This is a genomic window from Leclercia sp. G3L (assembly GCF_021117075.1).
In the GTDB taxonomy this organism is placed as follows: Bacteria; Pseudomonadota; Gammaproteobacteria; order Enterobacterales; family Enterobacteriaceae; genus Enterobacter; species Enterobacter adecarboxylatus_C.
The window spans coordinates 644,442-665,219 of sequence record NZ_CP088265.1 but is presented as its reverse complement, the minus strand read 5'-3'; the positions used below and the strand labels follow the sequence as shown (position 1 = coordinate 665,219).

Annotated in this window: 15 protein-coding genes, 1 tRNA gene, 3 pseudogenes and 1 other annotated feature; of the genes and pseudogenes, 12 read left to right on the top strand and 7 right to left on the bottom strand. The window is 50.6% G+C overall.

Annotated elements, in window-relative coordinates; genetic code table 11:
• Window positions 1-60: 60 nt before the first annotated feature.
• The 3 genes from pyrI to LRS40_RS04550 are packed head-to-tail and all read right to left on the bottom strand — an operon-like array spanning window position 61 to window position 1,606.
• Window positions 61-522, bottom strand: a complete 462-nt coding sequence (gene pyrI, locus LRS40_RS04560; protein WP_156262786.1) for an aspartate carbamoyltransferase regulatory subunit — start codon at window positions 520-522, stop codon at window positions 61-63.
• 12 nt (window positions 523-534) lie between these two features.
• Complete coding sequence (gene pyrB / locus LRS40_RS04555; protein WP_231313213.1) at window positions 535-1,467, bottom strand: aspartate carbamoyltransferase; 933 nt, start codon at window positions 1,465-1,467, stop codon at window positions 535-537.
• A 34-nt stretch (window positions 1,468-1,501) separates the two neighbouring features.
• Window positions 1,502-1,606: a pyrBI operon leader peptide gene (locus LRS40_RS04550; RefSeq protein ID WP_156262787.1), complete on the bottom strand. Its 105-nt coding sequence runs from the start codon at window positions 1,604-1,606 to the stop codon at window positions 1,502-1,504.
• A gap of 203 nt (window positions 1,607-1,809) precedes the next feature.
• On the opposite strand from LRS40_RS04550, the gene LRS40_RS04545 reads away from it, so the two are divergent.
• From LRS40_RS04545 to LRS40_RS04535, 3 genes are all read left to right on the top strand, one after another.
• On the top strand, window positions 1,810-2,262 hold the full coding sequence (locus LRS40_RS04545) for a YhcH/YjgK/YiaL family protein (protein ID WP_231313212.1): 453 nt from the start codon (window positions 1,810-1,812) through the stop codon (window positions 2,260-2,262).
• A gap of 188 nt (window positions 2,263-2,450) precedes the next feature.
• Window positions 2,451-3,359, top strand: coding sequence for a dihydrodipicolinate synthase family protein (locus tag LRS40_RS04540; RefSeq protein WP_231313211.1), 909 nt, complete (start codon window positions 2,451-2,453; stop codon window positions 3,357-3,359).
• 14 nt (window positions 3,360-3,373) lie between these two features.
• Complete coding sequence (locus tag LRS40_RS04535; protein ID WP_142488026.1) at window positions 3,374-5,341, top strand: YjhG/YagF family D-xylonate dehydratase; 1,968 nt, start codon at window positions 3,374-3,376, stop codon at window positions 5,339-5,341.
• A gap of 33 nt (window positions 5,342-5,374) precedes the next feature.
• On the opposite strand, the gene LRS40_RS04530 is transcribed toward LRS40_RS04535, so the two are convergent.
• The gene (locus LRS40_RS04530; RefSeq protein ID WP_231313210.1) at window positions 5,375-6,133 is read right to left on the bottom strand and encodes an IclR family transcriptional regulator; all 759 of its coding nucleotides are present in this window, start codon (window positions 6,131-6,133) and stop codon (window positions 5,375-5,377) included.
• 244 nt (window positions 6,134-6,377) lie between these two features.
• Between LRS40_RS04530 and LRS40_RS04525 the strand changes: the two genes are divergently transcribed.
• On the top strand, window positions 6,378-6,761 hold the full coding sequence (locus LRS40_RS04525) for a hypothetical protein (protein WP_142488028.1): 384 nt from the start codon (window positions 6,378-6,380) through the stop codon (window positions 6,759-6,761).
• Between the two features lie 84 nt (window positions 6,762-6,845).
• Here the strand turns inward: LRS40_RS04525 and argF are convergent, their stop codons facing one another.
• Complete coding sequence (gene argF, locus LRS40_RS04520; RefSeq protein WP_231313209.1) at window positions 6,846-7,850, bottom strand: ornithine carbamoyltransferase; 1,005 nt, start codon at window positions 7,848-7,850, stop codon at window positions 6,846-6,848.
• A 164-nt stretch (window positions 7,851-8,014) separates the two neighbouring features.
• Between argF and rraB the strand changes: the two genes are divergently transcribed.
• The 8 genes and pseudogenes from rraB (at window position 8,015) to LRS40_RS04480 (ending at window position 16,039) form a co-directional block, all read left to right on the top strand.
• Entirely contained in the window at window positions 8,015-8,437 is a 423-nt protein-coding gene (rraB, locus tag LRS40_RS04515) for a ribonuclease E inhibitor RraB (protein ID WP_142488030.1), read from the top strand.
• Window positions 8,438-8,482: 45 nt separating this feature from the next.
• Window positions 8,483-9,241, top strand: a complete 759-nt coding sequence (gene miaE, locus LRS40_RS04510; protein WP_231313208.1) for a tRNA isopentenyl-2-thiomethyl-A-37 hydroxylase MiaE — start codon at window positions 8,483-8,485, stop codon at window positions 9,239-9,241.
• A 34-nt stretch (window positions 9,242-9,275) separates the two neighbouring features.
• Entirely contained in the window at window positions 9,276-10,007 is a 732-nt protein-coding gene (locus tag LRS40_RS04505; RefSeq protein WP_231313207.1) for a topoisomerase II, read from the top strand.
• A 104-nt stretch (window positions 10,008-10,111) separates the two neighbouring features.
• A tRNA-Leu gene (locus LRS40_RS04500) sits at window positions 10,112-10,196 on the top strand.
• A gap of 199 nt (window positions 10,197-10,395) precedes the next feature.
• Window positions 10,396-11,655, top strand: a complete 1,260-nt coding sequence (locus LRS40_RS04495; protein ID WP_231313206.1) for an integrase arm-type DNA-binding domain-containing protein — start codon at window positions 10,396-10,398, stop codon at window positions 11,653-11,655.
• Window positions 11,656-11,858: 203 nt separating this feature from the next.
• Window positions 11,859-11,999 (top strand): annotated as a pseudogene (locus LRS40_RS04490) (hypothetical protein); the annotation flags it as partial.
• Window positions 12,000-12,338: 339 nt separating this feature from the next.
• A complete protein-coding gene (locus LRS40_RS04485; RefSeq protein ID WP_231313204.1) occupies window positions 12,339-14,369 on the top strand; it encodes an ATP-dependent endonuclease in 2,031 nt (676 codons plus the stop codon).
• A complete protein-coding gene (locus LRS40_RS04480; protein WP_231313203.1) occupies window positions 14,366-16,039 on the top strand; it encodes a UvrD-helicase domain-containing protein in 1,674 nt (557 codons plus the stop codon). Before LRS40_RS04485 ends, LRS40_RS04480 begins: the two co-directional genes overlap by 4 nt.
• A 224-nt stretch (window positions 16,040-16,263) precedes the next feature.
• Here LRS40_RS04480 and LRS40_RS04475 read toward each other — a convergent pair.
• Window positions 16,264-17,459, bottom strand: a pseudogene (locus LRS40_RS04475) (IS3 family transposase).
• Window positions 17,066-17,182 (bottom strand) — a sequence feature (AL1L pseudoknot). Its footprint overlaps the pseudogene before it by 117 nt.
• 74 nt (window positions 17,460-17,533) lie before the next feature.
• Window positions 17,534-20,771: pseudogene (locus LRS40_RS04470) on the bottom strand (type I restriction endonuclease subunit R).
• Window positions 20,772-20,778: the final 7 nt, after the last annotated feature.

The window sequence follows — 20,778 nt, the reverse complement described above, 5'->3', positions numbered from 1 at the left end:
ATAACAGCGTTATGAATATGCCTGCCATTATAGAGAGGCAGGCATGCATTACCACTGCGATTAGTTGGCCAGCACCACATTATGGGAAAACTCTTTTTCGCAGTATTTGCATTTGAGCGCGATGTCATTGGCGCGTTTTTTCACTGCAAAACTGGAGTTGACCGGCTCAGCATGGCTGATGCAGTTGCTGTTGGGGCACACCAGCACGCCATCAATACGTTCCGGCAGGCTCGGACGGGATTTGCCCACCACTTCGTAGTCGTCGATGCGGTTGACGGTCGCGTCCGGCGCGTACAAGGACAGCTGGTTAACCTGCTCATCGGTCAGGAAGGTGTTCTCAATTTTGATCAGATCCTTGCGGCCCATCTCGCCGGATGGCAGGTTCAGGCCGATGGTGATGCGCTGGTCGGTTTCGGTCAGTTTGAACAGGGTCAGCAGCTTAAAGCCCACCTGCGCAGGGATGTGGTCAATTACGGTGCCACGTTTGATGGCTTCGACCTGGAGTTTGTTATCGTGTGTCATGGTCATTTCCCCTTACAGAGCTAAGTCGCGATTCAGAACCAGTGCCAGTAACGCCTGGCGAGCGAAGATGCCGTTCCCGGCCTGCTGGAAGTACCAGGCGTGCGGCGTCTTATCCACGTCGGTGGTGATCTCATCGATACGCGGCAGCGGGTGCAGCACTTTCATGTTGTTGCGTGCACCTTCGAGGTCGCTGGCGCGCAGGACAAACTGCGCCTTCACGTTGGCGTACTCCGACGGGTCAAGACGCTCCTTCTGCACGCGGGTCATATAGAGAATATCCACCTCGGCCATCATCTCTTCGATGCTGGCGTGCAGGCTCCACTGAATACCTTTTTCATCGAGCATATCGAGGATGTACTGCGGCATCGCCAGCGCGTCCGGAGCGACGAAGTAGAAGCGGTTGCCGTTGAACTTCGCCAGCGCCTGGGTCAGGGAGTGGACGGTGCGGCCATATTTCAGGTCGCCCACCATGGCGATGTTCAGGTTTTCCAGACGGCCCTGGGTTTCCTGAATGGTGAACAGATCCAGCAGGGTCTGGGTCGGGTGCTGGTTGGCCCCGTCACCGGCGTTCAGTACCGGAACACCGCCGGAGAACTCGGTCGCCAGACGCGCGGCGCCCTCCTGCGGGTGACGCATCACGATGGCGTCAACGTAGGTGCCGATCACCGAGATAGTGTCCGCCAGGGTCTCGCCTTTTTTGCCCAACGAGGTGTTGCTGCTGTCGGAGAAGCCCACCACGCTGGCGCCCAGACGGTGGATGGAGGTCTCGAACGACAGACGGGTGCGGGTGGAGGCTTCGAAGAAGCAGCTGGCGATCACCTTGTGCTTCAGCAGCTCCGGTTGTGGATTGGCCTTCAGTTTTGCCGCGGTTGCCAGAACCAGCTCCAGCTCTTCACGGCTGAGGTCGTTGATGGAAATGATGTGTTTTTGATAAAGCGGATTCATTTTTATCTCCTGACGCCGGGCAAAAAAAAGCCCCTCAAATGAGGGGCTTCTGGAATAGGGATTGCAATGGGAAGAAAAACGGCAGGCCAGCGTCTGTTTTAAGACGCGCAACGGCACTCTGTCGAACATGTTTGAGCATGCTTCCTCCTGGCAAATTGTGGGGCATTATACGCAGCCTGAATCGCGGATCAAGCGAATAATGCACACTTTAAGCAACGTAAAGGTTTCCGCGTGCATGGTTATGCGCAAGAGCAAATCCCCACCAAAAAGTGGTGGTATGGCAGCTGAATTTCTCGTATAAAAGTTGAAAATGAAACGATGTTTTATATTGAGGATTTCACTATGATCGTTGGCAACATTCACAACCTCCAGTCCTGGCTGCCGCAGGCGCTGCGTCAGGCGATCGAACACGTTAAAGCAAACGTGACTGACGCGACCCCAACCGGCAAACATGATATCGACGGCAACAACCTGTTTTATCTGGTTTCCGAAGACATGACCCAGCCGTTTGCCGAGCGCCGTGCGGAGTATCACGCCCGTTATCTGGACATCCAGATCCTGCTCAAAGGCCAGGAAGGGATGACCTTCAGCACCCTGCCAAACGGCACGCCGGACACCGACTGGCTGGCGGATAAAGACATCGCCTTCCAGCCGGAAGGTGAGCAGGAGAAAACCGTAGTGCTGAACGAAGGCGACTTCGTGGTCTTCTACCCGGGCGAAGTGCACAAACCGCTGTGCGCGGTGGGCAACCCGGCCCAGGTGCGCAAGGTGGTGGTGAAGATGTTAGTGGGATAATTTCCCCTCGCCCTGACCCTCTCCCCAGGGAGAGGGAACACGCCTCCCATTCTGTGATCCAGCTTAAAAAACACGCACTCCCTCCTTTTTCCGCATTGTCCTTCGCTTTCCCCACGTTCTAGTATGATCGTTAAATAAACGAACGCTGTTCTATAATGTAGAACAAAATGATTCAGCAAGGAGATCGCATGCAGCAGACTCTACAGTTCTCGGGGATTATTCCCCCCGTCTCCACTATCTTCACCGCCGATGGCGCACTGGATAAAGCCGGTACCGCCGCGCTGATCGACAGCATGATCGACGCAGGCGTCAATGGCCTGTTCTTTCTCGGCAGCGGCGGGGAGTTTTCCCAGCTCAACACCCAGGAGCGTAAAGCGATCGCCGAATTTGCCATCGCCCATGTGAATCGCCGCGTGCCGGTGCTGATCGGCACCGGAGGCACCAACGCCCGGGAGACCATCGAGCTGAGCCAGCACGCGCAGCAGGCGGGGGCAGACGGCATCGTGGTGATTAACCCCTACTACTGGAAAGTGTCGGAAGCGAACCTGATCCGCTACTTCGGGCAGGTGGCCGACAGCGTCACCCTGCCGGTGATCCTCTATAACTTCCCGGCCCTGACCGGACAGGATCTGACCCCGCAGTTGGTCAAAACCCTGGTGGACTCCCGCCGCAATATCGTGGGGATCAAAGACACCATCGACTCTGTGGCTCACCTGCGCAGCATGATCCTCACCGTTAAGGCGGCGCACCCGCACTTTGTGGTGCTCTGCGGCTATGACGATCACCTGTTCAATACCCTGCTGCTGGGCGGCGATGGGGCGATCTCGGCCAGCGGCAACTTCGCCCCGCAGATCTCGGTGAAACTGCTGCAGGCCTTCCACGACGGCGACCTGGCGCAGGCCGCGCACTATCATCAGACCATGCTGCAAATCCCGCAGATGTATCAGCTGGATGCCCCGTTCGTGAATGTGATTAAAGAGGCGATTGCCCTCTGCGTGCGTCCGGTGTCCACCCACGTGCTGCCGCCTGCCGGGCCGCTGGATGAACCGCGTAAGGCGCAGCTGAAAGCGCTGCTGCAACAGCTCAAGCTCTGCTGAACCGGAAGGTGACGATGTCGATAGAGACGATTTTTACCCCGCAGGATGACGCCTTCTACTCGGTGATCACCCACGCGGCCGGGCCGCAGGGGGCGCTGCCCCTGACCCCGCAGATGCTGATGGAATCCCCGAGCGGCAATCTGTTTGGCATGACCCAGAACGCCGGAATGGGCTGGGATGCCAATAAACTCACCGGCAAAGAGGTGCTGATTATCGGCACCCAGGGCGGGATCCGCGCGGGCGATGGCCGCCCGGTGGCGCTGGGCTACCACACCGGACACTGGGAGATTGGCCTGCAGATGCAGGCCGCGGCAAAAGAGATCACCCGCAACGGTGGGATCCCCTTTGCCGCCTTTGTCAGCGACCCCTGCGACGGGCGCTCCCAGGGCACGCACGGGATGTTTGACTCCCTGCCGTACCGCAACGATGCGGCGATCGTCTTTCGGCGGCTGATCCGCTCCCTGCCCACGCGCCGGGCGGTGATTGGCGTCGCCACCTGCGACAAAGGCCTCCCCGCCACCATGATTGCGCTGGCGTCTATGCACAACCTGCCGACCATTCTGGTGCCGGGCGGCGCTACGCTGCCGCCCACCTTCGGCGAGGATGCCGGCAAGGTGCAGACCATCGGGGCGCGTTACGCTAACCATGAACTTTCCCTGCAGGAGGCCGCCGAGCTGGGCTGCCGCGCCTGCGCCTCACCGGGGGGCGGCTGCCAGTTCCTCGGCACCGCAGGCACCTCGCAGGTGGTGGCCGAAGCCTTAGGCCTGGCGCTGCCGCACTCGGCGCTGGCCCCGTCCGGACAGGACGTGTGGCTGGAGATCTCCCGCCAGTCGGCGCGGGCGGTGGTCGAGCTGGATAACCGCGGCATCACCACCCGCGATATCCTCACCGACAAAGCCATTGAGAACGCGATGGTGATCCACGCCGCGTTCGGCGGCTCCACCAACCTGCTGCTGCATATCCCGGCCATTGCTCACGCGGCGGGCTGCACCATTCCTGACGTCGACCACTGGACCCGCGTCAACCGTAAGGTGCCGCGGCTGGTGAGCGTATTACCGAACGGGCCGGATTATCACCCGACGGTGCGGGCATTCCTCGCGGGCGGCGTGCCGGAGGTGATGCTCCATCTGCGCGATCTTGGTCTGCTGCATCTGGATGCCATGACCGTCACCGGCCAGACCGTGGGGGAAAACCTCGACTGGTGGCAGGCCTCGGAACGCCGGGAGCGCTTCCGCCAGTGCCTGCGCGAGCAGGACGGGGTGGATCCTGACGATGTGATCCTGCCCCCGGAGCGTGCCAACGCCCGCGGGCTCACCTCCACGGTGGCGTTCCCGGTGGGCAACATCGCCCCGGAAGGATCGGTGATCAAGGCCACGGCGATCGACCCGTCGGTGGTGGGTGAGGACGGCGTTTATCGCCACACCGGCCGGGCGCGGGTGTTTGTCTCGGAAGCCCGGGCAATCAAGGCGATCAAAAGCGGCGAGATTGAGCAGGGCGACATCATGGTGGTGATCGGCGGCGGGCCGTCCGGCACCGGGATGGAAGAGACATATCAGCTGACCTCGGCGCTCAAGCATGTCTCCTGGGGAAAAACGGTATCGCTGATCACCGATGCCCGCTTCTCGGGCGTCTCGACCGGAGCCTGTTTTGGTCATGTGGCGCCTGAAGCGTTGGCGGGTGGGCCGATTGGTAAACTGCGCGATAACGACATCATCGAGATTGTGGTGGATCGCCTCTCCCTGACCGGCAGCGTCAACTTTATCGGCACGCCGCTGGCACCGCTCACCCCCGAAGAGGGGGCTACAGAGCTGGCGCGTCGTCAGCCTCATCCGGAACTGCACGCGCACGATTTTTTACCCGACGATACGCGCCTGTGGGCGGCCTTACAGTCGGTGAGCGGCGGAACCTGGAAAGGCTGTATTTACGACACGGATAAAATTATCGAGGTCATTAACGCCGGTAAAAAAGCGCTCGGTTTATAAGCCCTTCAGCCAGATACCGGGAGCAGATTAACCTTAGGCCGGGTAGCCCAGGGCGCGTGAGAGCTGGCGCCCGGCCTCCTGTAGCTGCTCGCGAAAATGCGCCAGTTCATCGTCGTCGACGCGGGAGGTCAGGGTCGACAGGCTCAGGGCAGCGATAACCCGGGATTCATGGTTACGCACCGGGACCGACACGCAGCGCACCCCCTGCTCGTTCTCTTCGCTGTCGAGGGCATAACCCTGCTCGCGGGTCTGTGCCAGCGCGGCCAGCAGCGCCTCGCGTGAGGCCAGGGTTGCGGGGGTATAAGTGGTGTACTGATAACCGTCGAGCAGCGTGTTCAGCTCGGCGTCGCTCAGCCAGGCGATCAGCACTTTGCCGATGGCGGTGGCATGCACCGGCAGGCGACGGCCAATGCGCGAGTAGGCGATGGCCGCCAGCTTGCCTTCAATCTTCTCGATATAGACCCCTTCACGCCCGTCCAGAATGCCCAGATGGGTGGTCTGCCCGGTGCGCTCCGACAGCGCCGTCAGCCAGTGCTTCGCCTTCTGGCGAATATCCATGGTGCTCACCACGAAGTGGCCGCGCTCGACCAGCTTCATGCCCGGGCGATATTTGCCGTTCTCCGGATTCTGATCGATATAGCCGTGCAGCTGCAGGGTTTTAAGCAGCGAGTGGAGGGTGCTCTTGCTCAGGCCCATCTGTTTACTGATGTCGGTGATTTTGAGTTCCGTCGCCTGTTCGTTAAACAGATCGAGGATCTGTAAGGCACGTTCAACAGATTGAATAATAGGCATAAGTTCGGCACATCCGCGCTGGAATTAAGGCGAAAACGTACCCTGTTTACGCTGAAAAATCAATCGACAAGGGAGGCGGGGACTTTGACGATCCTGGTACCGTCACAGGCAATCATGGCGGAAAAATTTGACATAAGTCATTCCTGATACTTATGGATTCAAGTTAAAAAGATAGGCTGTGCCTATTACTCACATTTTCATTGTTCTTTTACACTCATTAACCGTAAGGCTTTCTGCATTTTTTATGGCTCGTTTAAAAGGTATTTTAATGACTGCTTCTAAAACTTGGGTTTCTTTAGGCACCATTGCCAGTCCGGCCACAGGGACGTTATTTTCAAAAATTCTGACTCAACATAATCATAAATATATTCTGTGGTATAACGGCGAGCAGCTTTTTAAACCCGGCGATCGGATAAAAGTCATTTATAATCGTTTATTTATTAACGACGAGCCCTGCGATATTAATATTCTGCAGATCGACAAATACAGCCACACCCTGTGGCGCGTAATGAATAAGATGTCCAGCTGCCCCGGCCATCGCGACCCGGAGAGCAAGACGTGCGATGCTCCGGTAAAATGTATTTTTAAACAATGCCCGTTCGGCAAGATGAGGGTGAGGGCAAATTAATAAGCCGGTAAACTATTCTGTCGACAAGTAGATAATATAAATATCAGGAGGGCGGCAACCCTCCCGTCATTTTAAAAGCAGGCGTTATTCACCCAGAGTGGCGACCATCACCGCTTTAATGGTGTGCATCCGGTTCTCTGCCTGGTCAAATACCACGCTCGCCGTCGACTCAAACACCTCGTCCGTCACTTCCATTCCGCCGTGCAGATCGAACTCCTTCGCCATCTGCTGGCCCAGCGTGGTCTGGTCGTCGTGGAACGCCGGCAGACAGTGCAGGAACTTGACGTCCGGGTTCCCCGTCAGGGCCATCATCTGGCTGTTCACCTGATAGCCACGCAGCAGCGCAATCCGCTCGGCCCACTTCTCTTTGGCTTCGCCCATCGACACCCACACGTCGGTGTAGATGAAATCGGCGTCCTTCACGCCCGCCGCCACGTCTTCGGTGAGGGTGATTTTGCCGCCGTTCTTCTCTGCCAGCGCGCTGCACTCCGCCACCAGGCTCTCTTCCGGCCAGCAGGCTTTTGGGGCCACCAGACGCAGATCCAGCCCGGTGAGCGCCGCCGCTTCCAGCATCGAGTTACCCATGTTGTTGCGCGCGTCGCCGGTATAGACCAGCACCATCTCGTTAAAGGCTTTGCCCGGCAGATGCTCCTGCATGGTGAGCAGGTCCGCCAGCAGCTGGGTTGGATGGAACTCGTTGGTCAGCCCGTTCCACACCGGCACACCGGCAAATTCCGCCAGGGTTTCGACCACTTCCTGGCCATGGCCGCGATACTGAATGCCGTCATACATCCGGCCCAGCACGCGGGCGGTATCTTTAATTGATTCTTTATGCCCAATCTGGCTGCCGCTCGGCCCGAGATACGTGACGCGCGCGCCCTGGTCAAATGCGGCAACTTCGAAAGAGCATCTGGTACGGGTAGAGTCTTTTTCGAAGATGAGCGCGATGTTTTTGCCAGTAAGTTTCTGTACTTCAGTCCCTTTTTTCTTATCGGCTTTCAGCTGTGCCGAGAGGGCAAGCAGAGAGGTGAGCTGTGCGGGAGTAAAATCGAGCAATTTCAGGAAATGTTTTTTATACAGTTCAGACATTTTATCCTCACATGGCAAAGGCCACTTATTGAATTAAAATTCACTTTATCTGTATCAATATTCACTTGCAACCCCGATTCACAAATCTTTCTTACAAAGGTGGAGGCAAACACATCCGTGTGTGAAAATAGAAGTATCTGCCGCACTTTAAAGAGGAACGAGCCATGGCAAACCCAGAACTGCTGGAAGAACAGCGCGAAGAGACGCGACTGATTATTGAAGAACTGCTGGAAGACGGCAGCGATCCGGATGCGCTGTACACCATCGAGCACCATTTCTCTGCGGATGATTTCGAAGCGCTGGAAAAGCTGGCGGTTGAAGCGTTCCGTCTGGGTTACGAAGTGACGGAGCCAGAAGAGCTGGAAGTGGAAGAGGGCGACACCGTCATCTGCTGCGACATCCTGAGCGAAGGCGCGCTGAAAGCTGAGCTGATCGACGCCCAGGTTGAACAGCTGATGGACCTGGCCGAACGTTTTGAAGTGGAATACGACGGCTGGGGCACCTACTTCGAAGATCCGAACGGCGAAGAGGGTGACGACGAAGACGACGAAGATTTTGACGAAGACGACGACGGCGTGCGTCACTAAGTATGATTTGCGGCAGCTTCGGCTGCCGCTTTGCAAGGTTCAATGATGGATTACCCGCAGATACTCGCCCCTGTTCTCAACTTCCTCCAGTGCCCGACCCCGCAAGCGTGGATTGATAAAGCCCGCGACCCGGCTAACCTGCCGCTGCTGCTCACCGACCATATGGTGTGCGAGCTCAAAGCCGCCCAGACCGCGCTGTTATTAGTGCGAAAATACGTTGCCGACGAGAGCGGTGCCGACGCCCTGCTCGAGTGGCTCAAGCCCTATGAAGCCTTTACCTTCCGCGAAGGCCCGGAACCGGATTTTGTCGCCCTGCATAAGCAGATTGGCAAAAGCGTGATGCCGAAGACCGACGACCTCTGGGGCCAGGCGCTGATCGACAGTATGGTGCTGCTGATTAAAGAGGAGCTGCACCACTTCTGGCAGGTGCGCGAGGCGATGCTGACCCGCAATATCCCCTACGTCAAAATCACTGCCAGCCGCTACGCCAAAGGGATGCTGAAAGCCGTGCGCACCCACGAGCCGCTGACGCTGATCGACAAGCTGATCTGCGGGGCCTATATCGAAGCGCGCTCCTGCGAACGCTTCGCCGCGCTGGCCCCGTTCCTCGATGAGGAGTTGCAGAAGTTTTACCTGTCGCTGCTGCGCTCCGAGGCGCGGCATTATCAGGACTATCTGACGCTTGCCCAACAGGTGAGCGACGAGGATATCTCTCCCCGCATACAGCTTTTTGGTGAAATTGAAGCCACACTGATCTCATCACCGGACAACGAGTTTCGCTTCCATAGCGGCGTGCCGGTGTAAACCGGCATAGCTAAAGGATCAAGGATGCGTAACGATGAGAAGAGCGTGGACTCGTATAGCAGTGGTAGCGGTTATCTCCGCAGCAGTGGCCTTCTGGGTTTATTACGACAAGCAGCGCCTGCAAAACACCCCCGAACATCGACTTGATACCGTCCTTAACGCCATGCCCTCCTGGCAGGTGCTGAGAGAGCAGGACCCCCGATTTGTGGCACGCATCCGCGAGCAGATCCTCACCATGCAGAAAGCGGGGGAGTCTGAGCAGGAGATTATCGACGTGGTCCAGCCGCAGATCCTCGAGCTGCAGATGTCGCGCCTGCAATATGCCCCCGACGCCAATGCGGTGGCCTGGATGACGATCAACATGGAGCAGACCGCCGCCATTCAGAAGGTGAGTGACGACGCCTGTTTCCGCTTCTTATTCCCGGCCGTCAAGGGCGGCGTCAACCCGATGCGGGTGCTGGATAAAGATATGATGCAGCGCCGTCTGCAGGCCGACGCCGACATGATGCGCGCGGGCTGGGGTAAAGATCGCCACACCGTGACCCCGGAGGAACACGCCGCCGCGGTGGAAGATGTGCGGCCGATTATGCAGGCCTTGTCCAGCAAGTACGGTAAGGATATACAGCTGCTGGTGATGCCGGAGAACGCGGTGGGCAAAGAGAAGCTCACCTGCGAGTTGGTGCAGGCGATGTGGGCGAAGGTGCTGGCTCTGCCGGAGCAGAAGGCGGCGAGGGTGATTCGGCTGGCGGTGACGGAACTGGATTGACGGGGACGCTGGTTTTTTGGGCACTTAGCGCGGTTTAGCGCGTCGCCGCTTGCATGGCGGCGCGCGACAGGTATAATCCACAACGTTTCCGCATCCCCTTCAGTGCCGAAGTGGCGAAATCGGTAGACGCAGTTGATTCAAAATCAACCGTAGAAATACGTGCCGGTTCGAGTCCGGCCTTCGGCACCAACAGTATGTAAATAGACCTCAACTGAGGTCTTTTTTTATGTCTAAAATCTAGACCCCGCAAGGCTTTGCCCCGCTTTTCAGTCAACCGACATCAATCTGAGTTACCCCACATCAACATGCTTGTGAGTATAGAACCGAGTATATATGCTGGTTCGATAATGCTTATATACTCACGGCAGCATATGGAAGGAAGACCATCATGGCCCTGACTGATACTAAGGTGCGTTCGGCAAAGCCTGAAGCAAAGGAATACTCGCTAGTAGACGGCGATGGCATGTTTTTGCTGATACACCCTAACGGCTCCAAATATTGGCGCTTTCGTTTCCGCTTTGGTGGTAAACAACATCTGATGGCATTTGGTGTTTACCCCGAAACATCACTGGCTGATGCTCGTCAAAAGAGGGAAGAAGCCAGGAGGCTTGTTGCTGCCGGTGTCGATCCTCGTGAGCATAAGCGTGCAGTAAAAGAAGAACAGGCTAAAGAGGTCATCACTTTTGAATCTGTTGCCAGAGACTGGCATGCAAGCAATCAAAAGTGGTCTGAGTCACATAGTGGCCGTGTTCTTAAAAGCCTGGAAGATAATCTGTTCGATGCGATTGGTAAGCGGAATATCGCTGAGTTAAAAACCAGAGATTTACTTATTCCCATCAAAGCCGTAGAGATGTCTGGACGTCTTGAAGTGGCGACGCGTCTACAACAACGAACAACAGCAATTATGCGATTTGCCGTGCAAAGCGGATTAATCGACTACAACCCCGCACAAGAGATCGCTGGAGCGGTTGCAACAGCTAAACGACAGCATCGCGCTGCGCTAGAACTTAATCGCATTCCTGAACTACTTCATCGAATTGATTCCTACACTGGCAGACCGCTAACACGCTTAGCTGTGGAGCTGACGTTGTTAGTCTTCATCCGCTCTAGTGAACTGCGTTTTGCCCGCTGGTCAGAAGTCGATTTTGAAACGGCTATGTGGACGATTCCGGGGGAACGTGAGCCATTGGAAGGTGTGAAGCATTCACATCGAGGATCAAAGATGCGTACCCCTCATCTTGTTCCTTTATCCCGTCAGGCTTTGATCATTCTGGAAAAGATCAAAAGCATGAGTGGAAATCGTGAGCTGATTTTCGTAGGCGATCACGATCCACGTAAGCCGATGAGTGAAAACACTGTGAACAAGGCTCTGCGAGTTATGGGCTATGACACGAAAACGGAAGTTTGTGGACATGGTTTCAGGACAATGGCGTGTAGTTCGTTGATTGAGTCGGGGTTGTGGTCGAAGGATGCGGTAGAAAGGCAGATGAGTCACCAGGAACGTAACTCTGTGCGAGCGGCTTATATTCATAAGGCTGAACACTTGGGGGAGCGTAGGCTGATGGTGCAGTGGTGGGCGGATTATCTGGATGCGAATCGGGATAAGGGGGTTAGTCCGTTTGACTTTGCTAAGTTGAGTACGGGCTGATTAAAAGGGATTCTGGAAGGCATGCATCTGGCATGCCTTATTTTTTTGCTAATTTGGTATTTACAGCCTCATAACTCAGCCCAGGCAATGCTATTAATCGCTCGAGCAATCTGTGAAGGCTAAGAAACTTTAATCTTTGTTTTATAAAAGATTAACGTAATGGCTAAGGCCCCCTCTGTGACTGAGTAGGACATGGAGCACGCATGAAAAAAGCTAAATTCGATTCCCTGAAAGGCATTAACGACTTTATTTACACTATTGCCTGTGTGGCAGAAAACAATTATCCGGATGACTCTAACACCACGCTTATCAAGATACGTATATTTGGTGAAGCTACGGCTCAGAAGTATCTAGATTATCCGTGGCAATTCAGTCCGGTTTGATTAGACCATTACACAGGTCGTTGTGCTCGCTGGTGAATAATAGCGGTAATTACAAATAAAAGAATAGGGGCGTCATTCGCATCACGGGCGTCCAGTTAGGAAGTCTGGTGGCTGAATGAGGGATACAGCGTATGGGAGCTGCAGCCAATTGTTTATTGGGCAAAAAGTTTATGTGACGAGCGCGTCGTTATGCTTCTTTTGTTGACGTGAAGTTATTTAACTTATTGATTTTTTTAATCAAATAAATATGATGAATCATGTGCATCAGGATTGCGTATTCTTATAACCAGGACTTGATATATGCAACTTAAGAAAATTGTTGTTTCCGGTTTTAAAAGTATCTCCAATCAACATCCTCAAACGATTGACCTTGAGCATGAATTAACCACATTTATTGGCCATAATGGAACTGGGAAAAGTACGGCCATGGAAGCGCTTAATAAGCTGTTTTCGGTGGATCATTCACTGCGAAGCTTAACAATAAATGACTTCCATAATGCAGATGATGGGAAAGATGAAAAGACTAGAAATTTAATTATCGAAGCTTGGTTTAGCTTCCCTAAACCAAAAGAAGGCAAAATCTCCATCCCTCCGTTAATCGAACATCTCACCATTGATAAATCTGATGGTACTATTCTTTTTAGGGTGCGATTAGAGGGCAAGCTTTCTTTTGAAGCAAATCCGATGGGAGATATTGACGAAGATATCTGGGTAGTGAACTCTAGCGATAAGCTGGTTGAAGAGAGCAGTAAGCAAAAACTTTCCTCTGCAGTAAGAAATGCCATTCAGGTGAGTTACGTTCCAGCCAACCGAGATCCATTATTGCAATTAAAATATTCATCGAAAGCAGTGCTTGGGCGTTTATTGAAGGCAATTGAGTGGGCTGGAGGAGGTCAGGAAATATTAGAGGAGCAAGCGGCTAAGTTAAATGCATTAACGAAGAGCAATCCTGCATTAAATGAAATTGCAGCGGCAATTAACGCCAGTTGGGGAAATGTCTACAAGGGGCGTTATTTATCTCAGGCATCGCTGAATTTTCCACTTGCTAATATTGATGAAATACTGAAATTAATACAACTTCAATTTAATCCTGATGAAACCGGACACACGGTTAATGTAGACCGGCTAAGCGATGGGCAAAAATCATTGGTCTATTTCTCCCTTATCAAGGCGATGTTTGATATTGATAAGAAGACCAGGGAGTTGATTTCCTCAGGAGCGGTGTCTAATTTTAATCCTCAAAAAATGAGACTCCCAATTTTTAGTATGATCTCTCTGGAAGAGCCTGAAAATCATCTTTCTCCGCATTACTTAGGTAGAATTGTTAAGTTAGTGAAAGATTATGGCCGTAATGAATTATGCCAGGTCATTATTTCTTCCCATTCATCTTCTATTTTAAGCCGAATCGAACCTGAACAAATACGTCACTTTAGATTGGATCAGGTCTCAAAAAGTACGGTTGTAAGCGCATTAATGTTGCCGGAAAAAGAGGATGAGCTTTCTAAGTTTATTAAAGAAGCGGTTAAAGCGTACCCGGAGATCTATTTTTCTAAGCTGGTAATATTTTGCGAAGGGGATAGTGAGGAAATCATAATTCCTAAGGTGCTAGAGCTGCACTCAACGGAGATCGACAGCCATTCTATCTCTGTTGTTCCTCTTGGCGGACGACATGTGAACCATTTTTGGCGTCTGTTGAAATCGTTGCAGGTTCCCTTCATCACTTTGCTGGATTTTGATATTGATAGAAATGGCGGTGGTTTTGGGCGGCTTAAATATGCTATTGAGCAACTGTCTATTTTCCACGATGGAAGATTTGATCAGATAAAAGAAATGATACCTACATGGGATGATGACCGAGATCCAACAACATTTACAATTATGGGCAGTGGTGATAAAAAATATAATGTTGTGGCTGGATTGGAAAATAATAATATTTACTTTTCATCACCTTTGGATATTGATTACGCAATGATTGAATCTTTCCCTGATATTTTCTGTGAAAAAGATATGGGCTATGGAGAGAGGGGGCCTAAAGATATTGAGCAGGAAGAGCAGGAAAACCAGGAAGATAAAAAGAAAGAGTTAATAAATGCAGTATTGAAAAAAGGCAACTCCGGGGTTCGTTACAAATTCTCTGCTGATTATCTTAATTATTTTCTGTGGTATCGCTATCGTTTTTTATCTAATAAAAGTAAGCCAGCCTCCCATGTCAGAATGTTTTCTAAAATTGAAGGGAAATATACGCCGGATGAAATCAGAGAAAAATTGCCTCAAGTATTAATTCGGGCTGCTGACAAGACTGTGGCATTATTGTCGGAGGTTATTGAATGATTGAGCAATGGCAACCTTCTGAAGGCATTGAGTCGACACAGGAGTTAATGGATATTATCTTCTGTGATCAATCCGTTTCTGTGCTTGCTGGTGCAGGGGCGGGTAAAACGGAGCTTTTGGCTCAGAAATCGAATTACTTGTTGCAGACAGGAAAGTGCATATGGCCTAAACGGATATTATGCCTTTCTTATAAAAAAGAGGCGCAAGAGAATATCAAATCGCGTGTGATGAAAAGATGTGGACAAAGAGGTGAACGCTTTGACTCTTATACTTTTGACGCTTTTTGTAAAAGTATTGTTGACCGTTTTAAAGATGTTTTGCCTGAGGGTAAAATACCATCAAATAATTATGATTTAGTATTTAATCATAAAATGAGCAATGGCAAAGATAAGTTGTCATTTGATCTAATAAGAAGTTTGGCGTTATATATTTTAAAATCTAGAACGGATATTGCAGATCTTTTTTCTTTGACGTATTCACATGTTTTTATAGATGAGTTTCAAGATACTCGCTCAGATCAGTATGAACTGATTAAGCTTCTTTTTAAAGACAAAGGAACGCAATTGCTAGCGGTGGGCGATATCAACCAGAGCATTATGTTGTGGGCTGGTGCCAAGAAAACAGTATTTGAAGATTGTGAAAGAGAATTTAATACCACAAAAAAACTATTGGTGCAAAACTTTAGAGCTAATAAGGACATTCAAGAGGTATTGAGATGCTTCATTCATTTTGTACAAAATGATGATAATTTTACACCAATTTCCAAAAGCATCAATAATTGTACTATTCATTTTTATGATAATGAGTTTTCTGAAGCGGATGATATTGCAGCTAAAATAAAAAGATTCATCGATTCTGGTATTGAAGAAAAAGAAATTTGTGTGCTGGTTAAGCAGCAGTCAGAGAAATATACAGGAAAACTTCGGGATAAGTTGACGACTAAAGGGATTAGAAATCTTGATTTATCGGAATTGCAAGATGTATTAAAAGAACCATTAGGGCGAATATTCGCTACACTCTTCAAGGTTTATACATCGCGCTCATCATCAAGCTATACTGAGCTTTGTGATTTATATCTTAAGTTGCATCGAGTTACGAGTGGTGATGAAAAAGAAGAAATATTAATTAAAGAATTGTCAGATAAAATAGCAGCTAATAGGGAAGCTTTAGGTGATGCACCCAGCCCCGATTCATTGATCACCCATATTAAGGATGTTTTAACTCTATTTGGTGTGAAAAAAATGGCGGGGCGATGGAATCAGTATAAGTCCACTGACTATTGGGGTAAGGTCTGGCGTAGTCTTGAACTGCATTTGCGCTACACAATAGATGCAACGCATTCCCTTAACGAAGCAGCGCTGATGTTTCAGGCGGAAAACTCTGTTCAAGTGATGAACGTACATAAATGCAAGGGACTTGAATATAAAGTGGTTATTTTTCTTGGCTTAGAGGACCAGGCTTTTTGGACTTATAGAAATGAAAAATTTGAAAATGATTGTGCTCTCTATGTTGCTTTATCCAGGGCTAAGGAAACTATAATAATAACTACTACAAAATATAGAGAGCATAGAGTGTCTAATTGGCGAGATGATAGAGCTTCTACCTATAAAAACGTTGCTCCTATATATTCATTCTTAATGAAAAATTGCAATTTCAAGCAAGAAAAATAATAGAAAAAACTGAATCGCTACGGCTTAGACGGCTGCTATATCCGGAGTGCTACCTTTATCATGTGCTTGATATTACATAGGCTGGCCTTTCAACCCGGCCAGCTATAAGCGCAAGTATCTCGCATAACCAGAGCATAACTTTTATCGAGTTCATGATGCAGTACCTCTAAAAAAGAACACTCTGAACCGCCCCGGTTTTCCTGGAGAGTATTTTGCCTGAGTGTTCAGGCTGCCACATCCCGGTTATTCAGTGAAGCGTAATACACCTTTTCTGCCTCCACTGGCGGGATATATCCGGTGCGTTCCATTAATCGGTGATGGTTATACCAGTCAACCCGTTTCAGCGTGGCCAACTCAACATCCTGTCGGGTTTTCCAGCTTTGTCTGTGGATCACCTCCGCTTTATACAACCCGTTGATACTTTCTGCCATCGCATTGTCATATGAGTCACCCGTGCTACCTGTTGAAGCCAGTAGCTCCGCATCCTGCAGCCGTTGCGTGTACGCCAGTGACACATATTGCGAACCTTTGTCGCTGTGATGGATGGTGCCGCTCGGGCGTCTGGCCCACAGCGCCTGCTCCAGTGCATCCAGCACGAACGACGTTTCCATCGTGGATGAGACTCGCCAGCCCACGATAACACCGGCGAACACATCAATGATGAAGGCCACATAGGCGAACCCCTGCCAGGTGCTGACGTAGGTAAAATCGGCCACCCAAAGACTATCGGGCCGTTCAGCCACGAACTGACGGTTCACCCGATCCTGCGGTGTTTCGGCTTTGCTGCTGCGGGTGGTTCTGACACTTTTGCCGCGTGTCACCCCACGTAGCCGCAGGGCTTTCATCAGGCGCTCAATGGTGCAACGGGCAACACCGACGCCTTCACGTTTTAGCTGTCGCACCGTAAACGCTGTAGTTTTCTTCGTATACACGCTGTATCTCAGGTATCAGCACGGCATCGCGTTTATCCCGACGGCTGCGTCGTTCAGGATACTTCCGGCGTTGCTGATGCCAGTAGTACGTTGACGGAGCAATATCCAGCTCATGACAGACTGGCCCGACCCCGTGTTCACCGCTCAGATTTTCCAGAAGCGGCATTATTTTTTCCAGTGGCGGTCGAGCTCCGCCTGGGCAAAATACGCTGAAGCCTGACGCAGAATATCATTGCTGCGGCGCAGCTCCCGGACTTCCCGCTCCAGTTCTTTCAGACGCTGGCGTTCGCTGGCGGTCAGCGCATTCTGCTCATCATCAACGGGCTCCTGCTGACGGACCAGATACGCAATGTTTCGGGAGTGCAGCCGATCTTAGGGGCAATGGAGCAGATAGCGGCCCATTGTGAGTTGTAGGTGTCCTGGTTTTCCAGAACCATACGAACAGCGCGTTGACGAACTTCAGGGGGAAATCGGTTATGTTTTGTCATCCTGGTTACCTCTCTCAAAGAGTGTAGTCTCCAGGATTACCGGGGCGGTTCACTCAGCATAAGTGTCACAGGACTTATGCTGAGGGAGGAACATTCATCACGTCACATTACGACATCAACAACATCACTGCCACTTAAGAAATCATCCGTTTGTGCAAAAATGAACTGCTTTAAAAACTGATCAATACGTATATTCAACTTAAATGGAGGTAAGATTACGCCGTCTTGTTTTTCAAAATAAACTTTGGCTTTTGCCTTATCTACCGAATCTTTTAATGCGTCGAAGCGACCAAACTCGTTGAGATTCTTATCATTAACACTATCAGCCATTAATGCGATGAGTAGCCCTTTATCTAAACCAAGAGCATTAACAACTGCATTTAATTGCGCATTTTCAGCGTTATCTTTGTAGGTGTTGATGTAGTCTCTAAAAGTATGGCCTTCAATTAACTGCGCATCGCCGCGCTGCAAATCGTGTAAAAAGAGCTTGGCGTAATTTTGCTCACTTTGGGTGAGCGATGCAAATGACTTATGCAACTCATTTAATGTGGTTTCAATGCTCGCAGAGTCCTGGTGTTGGTTAAGCTCTTTTAAAAATTTATCAAAGCGGCTGTTCATATAGTCGGCATCGATTTTGCCGGTATCTATTTCAGTTAAATAACCACTGATATCAAAAGGCACATCGTCGCCACCTGCACTACCGCTATCACTTTTGCCTACCAATTCTTTGTAACGCAGGACCAGGCCCAAGTAAGTTTGTTCGTCTATGCCCAGCGTTACTTCATGTTCTACATCATTTTCAGTAAAGGAATAGACTGACTGTTCCCAATGCAAACCTTGTACTTTAGCCGCTTCCAGATGTTGGCTAAAGGTGTTAAATAATTTGGCGAATTGAGCACAGGCTTCTATATCGTCTGGCAGTTTTTCAAAGTTCTCAACACCCGTACTGACAAACAGCTCGGTAATTTCCACTACTAATTCATTCATGGCTTTAAGATTGCTTTCTAACCTATCAACAAATAAGCCGATAGGTCTGTCGCCAGAATAAAGTTTTACCGCATCGTTAATGTGCTGCTCCATGGTGTGTGGATAGCGGTAATAACGAATGATGCCGTGGGGTTTGTCGGGACCAAACAAGCGATTGGTGCGTGAGAACGCTTGAATAATGTTTTGGTATCTAATCACCTTGTCTAAATACAAGGTATTAAGCCATTTAGAGTCAAAGCCAGTAAGCATTTGATCTACAACAATCAGTAAATCTAATTGCTTTGAAGGCTCGGTATGAATGCGCTCGTAGGGCTTTTTATGGGCAAGGCGTGCCGCTAAATCTTTTTTAAAGGCTGCATGGCGGGCAAAATCAAAATCCTGGCCATAACGCGCGTTATAGTCGACCATAATTTCTTCCAGGCCATCGCCTTTAAAGGTGGGGCCACGGTCGCCACTGCCGTCGTTATCAATGTTCGGGTCAAACAGGGCCGATACTTTAAGTTCAGGTTTGGCAGCTTTTAAATGACGGTAATAGTCAATGGCTTCAGCAATGCTATTAGTGGCCAAAATGGCGTGGAATTTATTGCCTTGGCTGAGCACATCCCATTTATGCAGAATATCTTCCACCACCTTGGCTTGGTGAATTTCGCTTAAATATTGGCTTTTAGGCACATAGTCCTCAATGCCTTTGTGGTACTTGCCTGTGGCGTCTTTATGGCCAGCCATAGGTACATCTTTCATAAAGTGGTTAAATTTTTTCTTTTTGGCTGGGTTATCCATGGCCTCCATCACCGTGTTGGCTTTGGCTTGTTCTAACGCCACCGCTTGTCTTAGATCACTGTCTCTAAAAGTTGGAACTTTGTAAGGGTCGAAGCCCAGCACGTTACCATCGCGTATGCCATCGGCGATGCTATAGCGGTGTAGTTCGTTGCCAAATACGGTACTGGTGGTATTGCCGTTTTTTTCGTTTTCTTCTTGAATTGGTGTACCGGTAAAGCCAAAAAACAGGGCGCGCGGAAAGGTACGCTTAATAATAATCAGCATGTCGCCAAAGGTAGAGCGGTGCGCCTCATCGACAATAAACACCAAACGCTTAGCGCGAATTTTCTCAATATCCGCAGAGTTTGTGGCCGCACCTTCATCGTCTACCGCTTCAAAAATATTACTCATCTTTTGAATAGAGCTAACAATTAAGGTATCGGCGGGGGCGGTGCTTTTTAATTTAGTAATGAGTACGTGAGTATTTTCGGTGGCTTGAACGTCTTCGCCATCGCCAGCAAAATTGCGATATTCCGCGAGAGACTGGGTACCCAGCTCAATCCTGTCCATTAAAAAAATCACTTTATCGGCATCTTTGGATTGTGCGATCAACTGCGCCGATTTAAAACTGGTCATGGTTTTACCCGAACCTGTGGTATGCCACACATAACCACCGAGGCGATCAGGGTTATTGGCCGCGCTACCCAGTTGTTGCCAGTTGGTTTTGGCCACTTTGTCAGATATCGCATTGGCGGCGTAATACTGATAACTGCGCATTACCTTAAGCACGCCATCGGTATCGTCGGCGACGGTATAAAAACCAATCAACTGGTGCGCCATAGGGATGGAAAGCAAGGTAGAGGCGATGTCTTTCCAGTGGTTCATGGGTTCGTTATTAAAATCGGCCCAGTTAAACTGATAGTCTGGGTTAAACTTGCCGTCTAGCCCGGGGTTGGCAAAGTATTTTGTCTCATTGGGTTCCATTGCCACAAAGACCTGGATAAGCGAAAGCAGGCCGCTAAATACACCCTCTTTGCTGTATTTTTCAATTTGGTTTATGGCCTGGCTAACGGGAATGCCGCTGCGCTTTAGCTCTACATGGATTACCGGCATCCCGTTAATCAGTAATAGCACATCACCACGCCGGTCGTTACGTAAAGGGCTGCCGCGTTCAAATTTGGGTTGCTGCACAATTTGGTAACGGCTTTGGCCTGCAGCGATTTCCTGGCGGTCGTATATTTTTAAGCTGACTTCTTTGCCCATATGCAAGGTATCGGCGGGGTTATCGCGCTTAATGGCCACGGTTTTGCCATTAATTAAACCGTTGAGTTTGAGCGGGGTTTTAAGTTCTTTGATTTGCTCAATAATTTGCTGCATTTCAGTCGCGGTAAGCCGAACATCGTTTAAACGGTCCCGCTGGCGATTGTTTTCAAACAAAATGTTTGCCCAGTTTTGCAGTAAATCGGCTTCGGTTATGTTTTTGAGTATCTCCGGCTCCCAACCTTTGTTGGTTAGTACCTCAATAAAAGCCTGCTCAAATTGCGCTTCAGTTGTAAAGGTGATCATGATGGCG

Coding starts and splice junctions, on each gene's coding strand:
- pyrI (WP_156262786.1), bottom strand. CDS start 522: ATGACACACGATAACAAACTCCAGGTCGAAGCCATCAAACGTGGCACC.
- pyrB (WP_231313213.1), bottom strand. CDS start 1,467: ATGAATCCGCTTTATCAAAAACACATCATTTCCATCAACGACCTCAGC.
- LRS40_RS04550 (WP_156262787.1), bottom strand. CDS start 1,606: ATGCTCAAACATGTTCGACAGAGTGCCGTTGCGCGTCTTAAAACAGAC.
- LRS40_RS04545 (WP_231313212.1), top strand. CDS start 1,810: ATGATCGTTGGCAACATTCACAACCTCCAGTCCTGGCTGCCGCAGGCG.
- LRS40_RS04540 (WP_231313211.1), top strand. CDS start 2,451: ATGCAGCAGACTCTACAGTTCTCGGGGATTATTCCCCCCGTCTCCACT.
- LRS40_RS04535 (WP_142488026.1), top strand. CDS start 3,374: ATGTCGATAGAGACGATTTTTACCCCGCAGGATGACGCCTTCTACTCG.
- LRS40_RS04530 (WP_231313210.1), bottom strand. CDS start 6,133: ATGCCTATTATTCAATCTGTTGAACGTGCCTTACAGATCCTCGATCTG.
- LRS40_RS04525 (WP_142488028.1), top strand. CDS start 6,378: ATGGCTCGTTTAAAAGGTATTTTAATGACTGCTTCTAAAACTTGGGTT.
- argF (WP_231313209.1), bottom strand. CDS start 7,850: ATGTCTGAACTGTATAAAAAACATTTCCTGAAATTGCTCGATTTTACT.
- rraB (WP_142488030.1), top strand. CDS start 8,015: ATGGCAAACCCAGAACTGCTGGAAGAACAGCGCGAAGAGACGCGACTG.
- miaE (WP_231313208.1), top strand. CDS start 8,483: ATGGATTACCCGCAGATACTCGCCCCTGTTCTCAACTTCCTCCAGTGC.
- LRS40_RS04505 (WP_231313207.1), top strand. CDS start 9,276: ATGAGAAGAGCGTGGACTCGTATAGCAGTGGTAGCGGTTATCTCCGCA.
- LRS40_RS04495 (WP_231313206.1), top strand. CDS start 10,396: ATGGCCCTGACTGATACTAAGGTGCGTTCGGCAAAGCCTGAAGCAAAG.
- LRS40_RS04485 (WP_231313204.1), top strand. CDS start 12,339: ATGCAACTTAAGAAAATTGTTGTTTCCGGTTTTAAAAGTATCTCCAAT.
- LRS40_RS04480 (WP_231313203.1), top strand. CDS start 14,366: ATGATTGAGCAATGGCAACCTTCTGAAGGCATTGAGTCGACACAGGAG.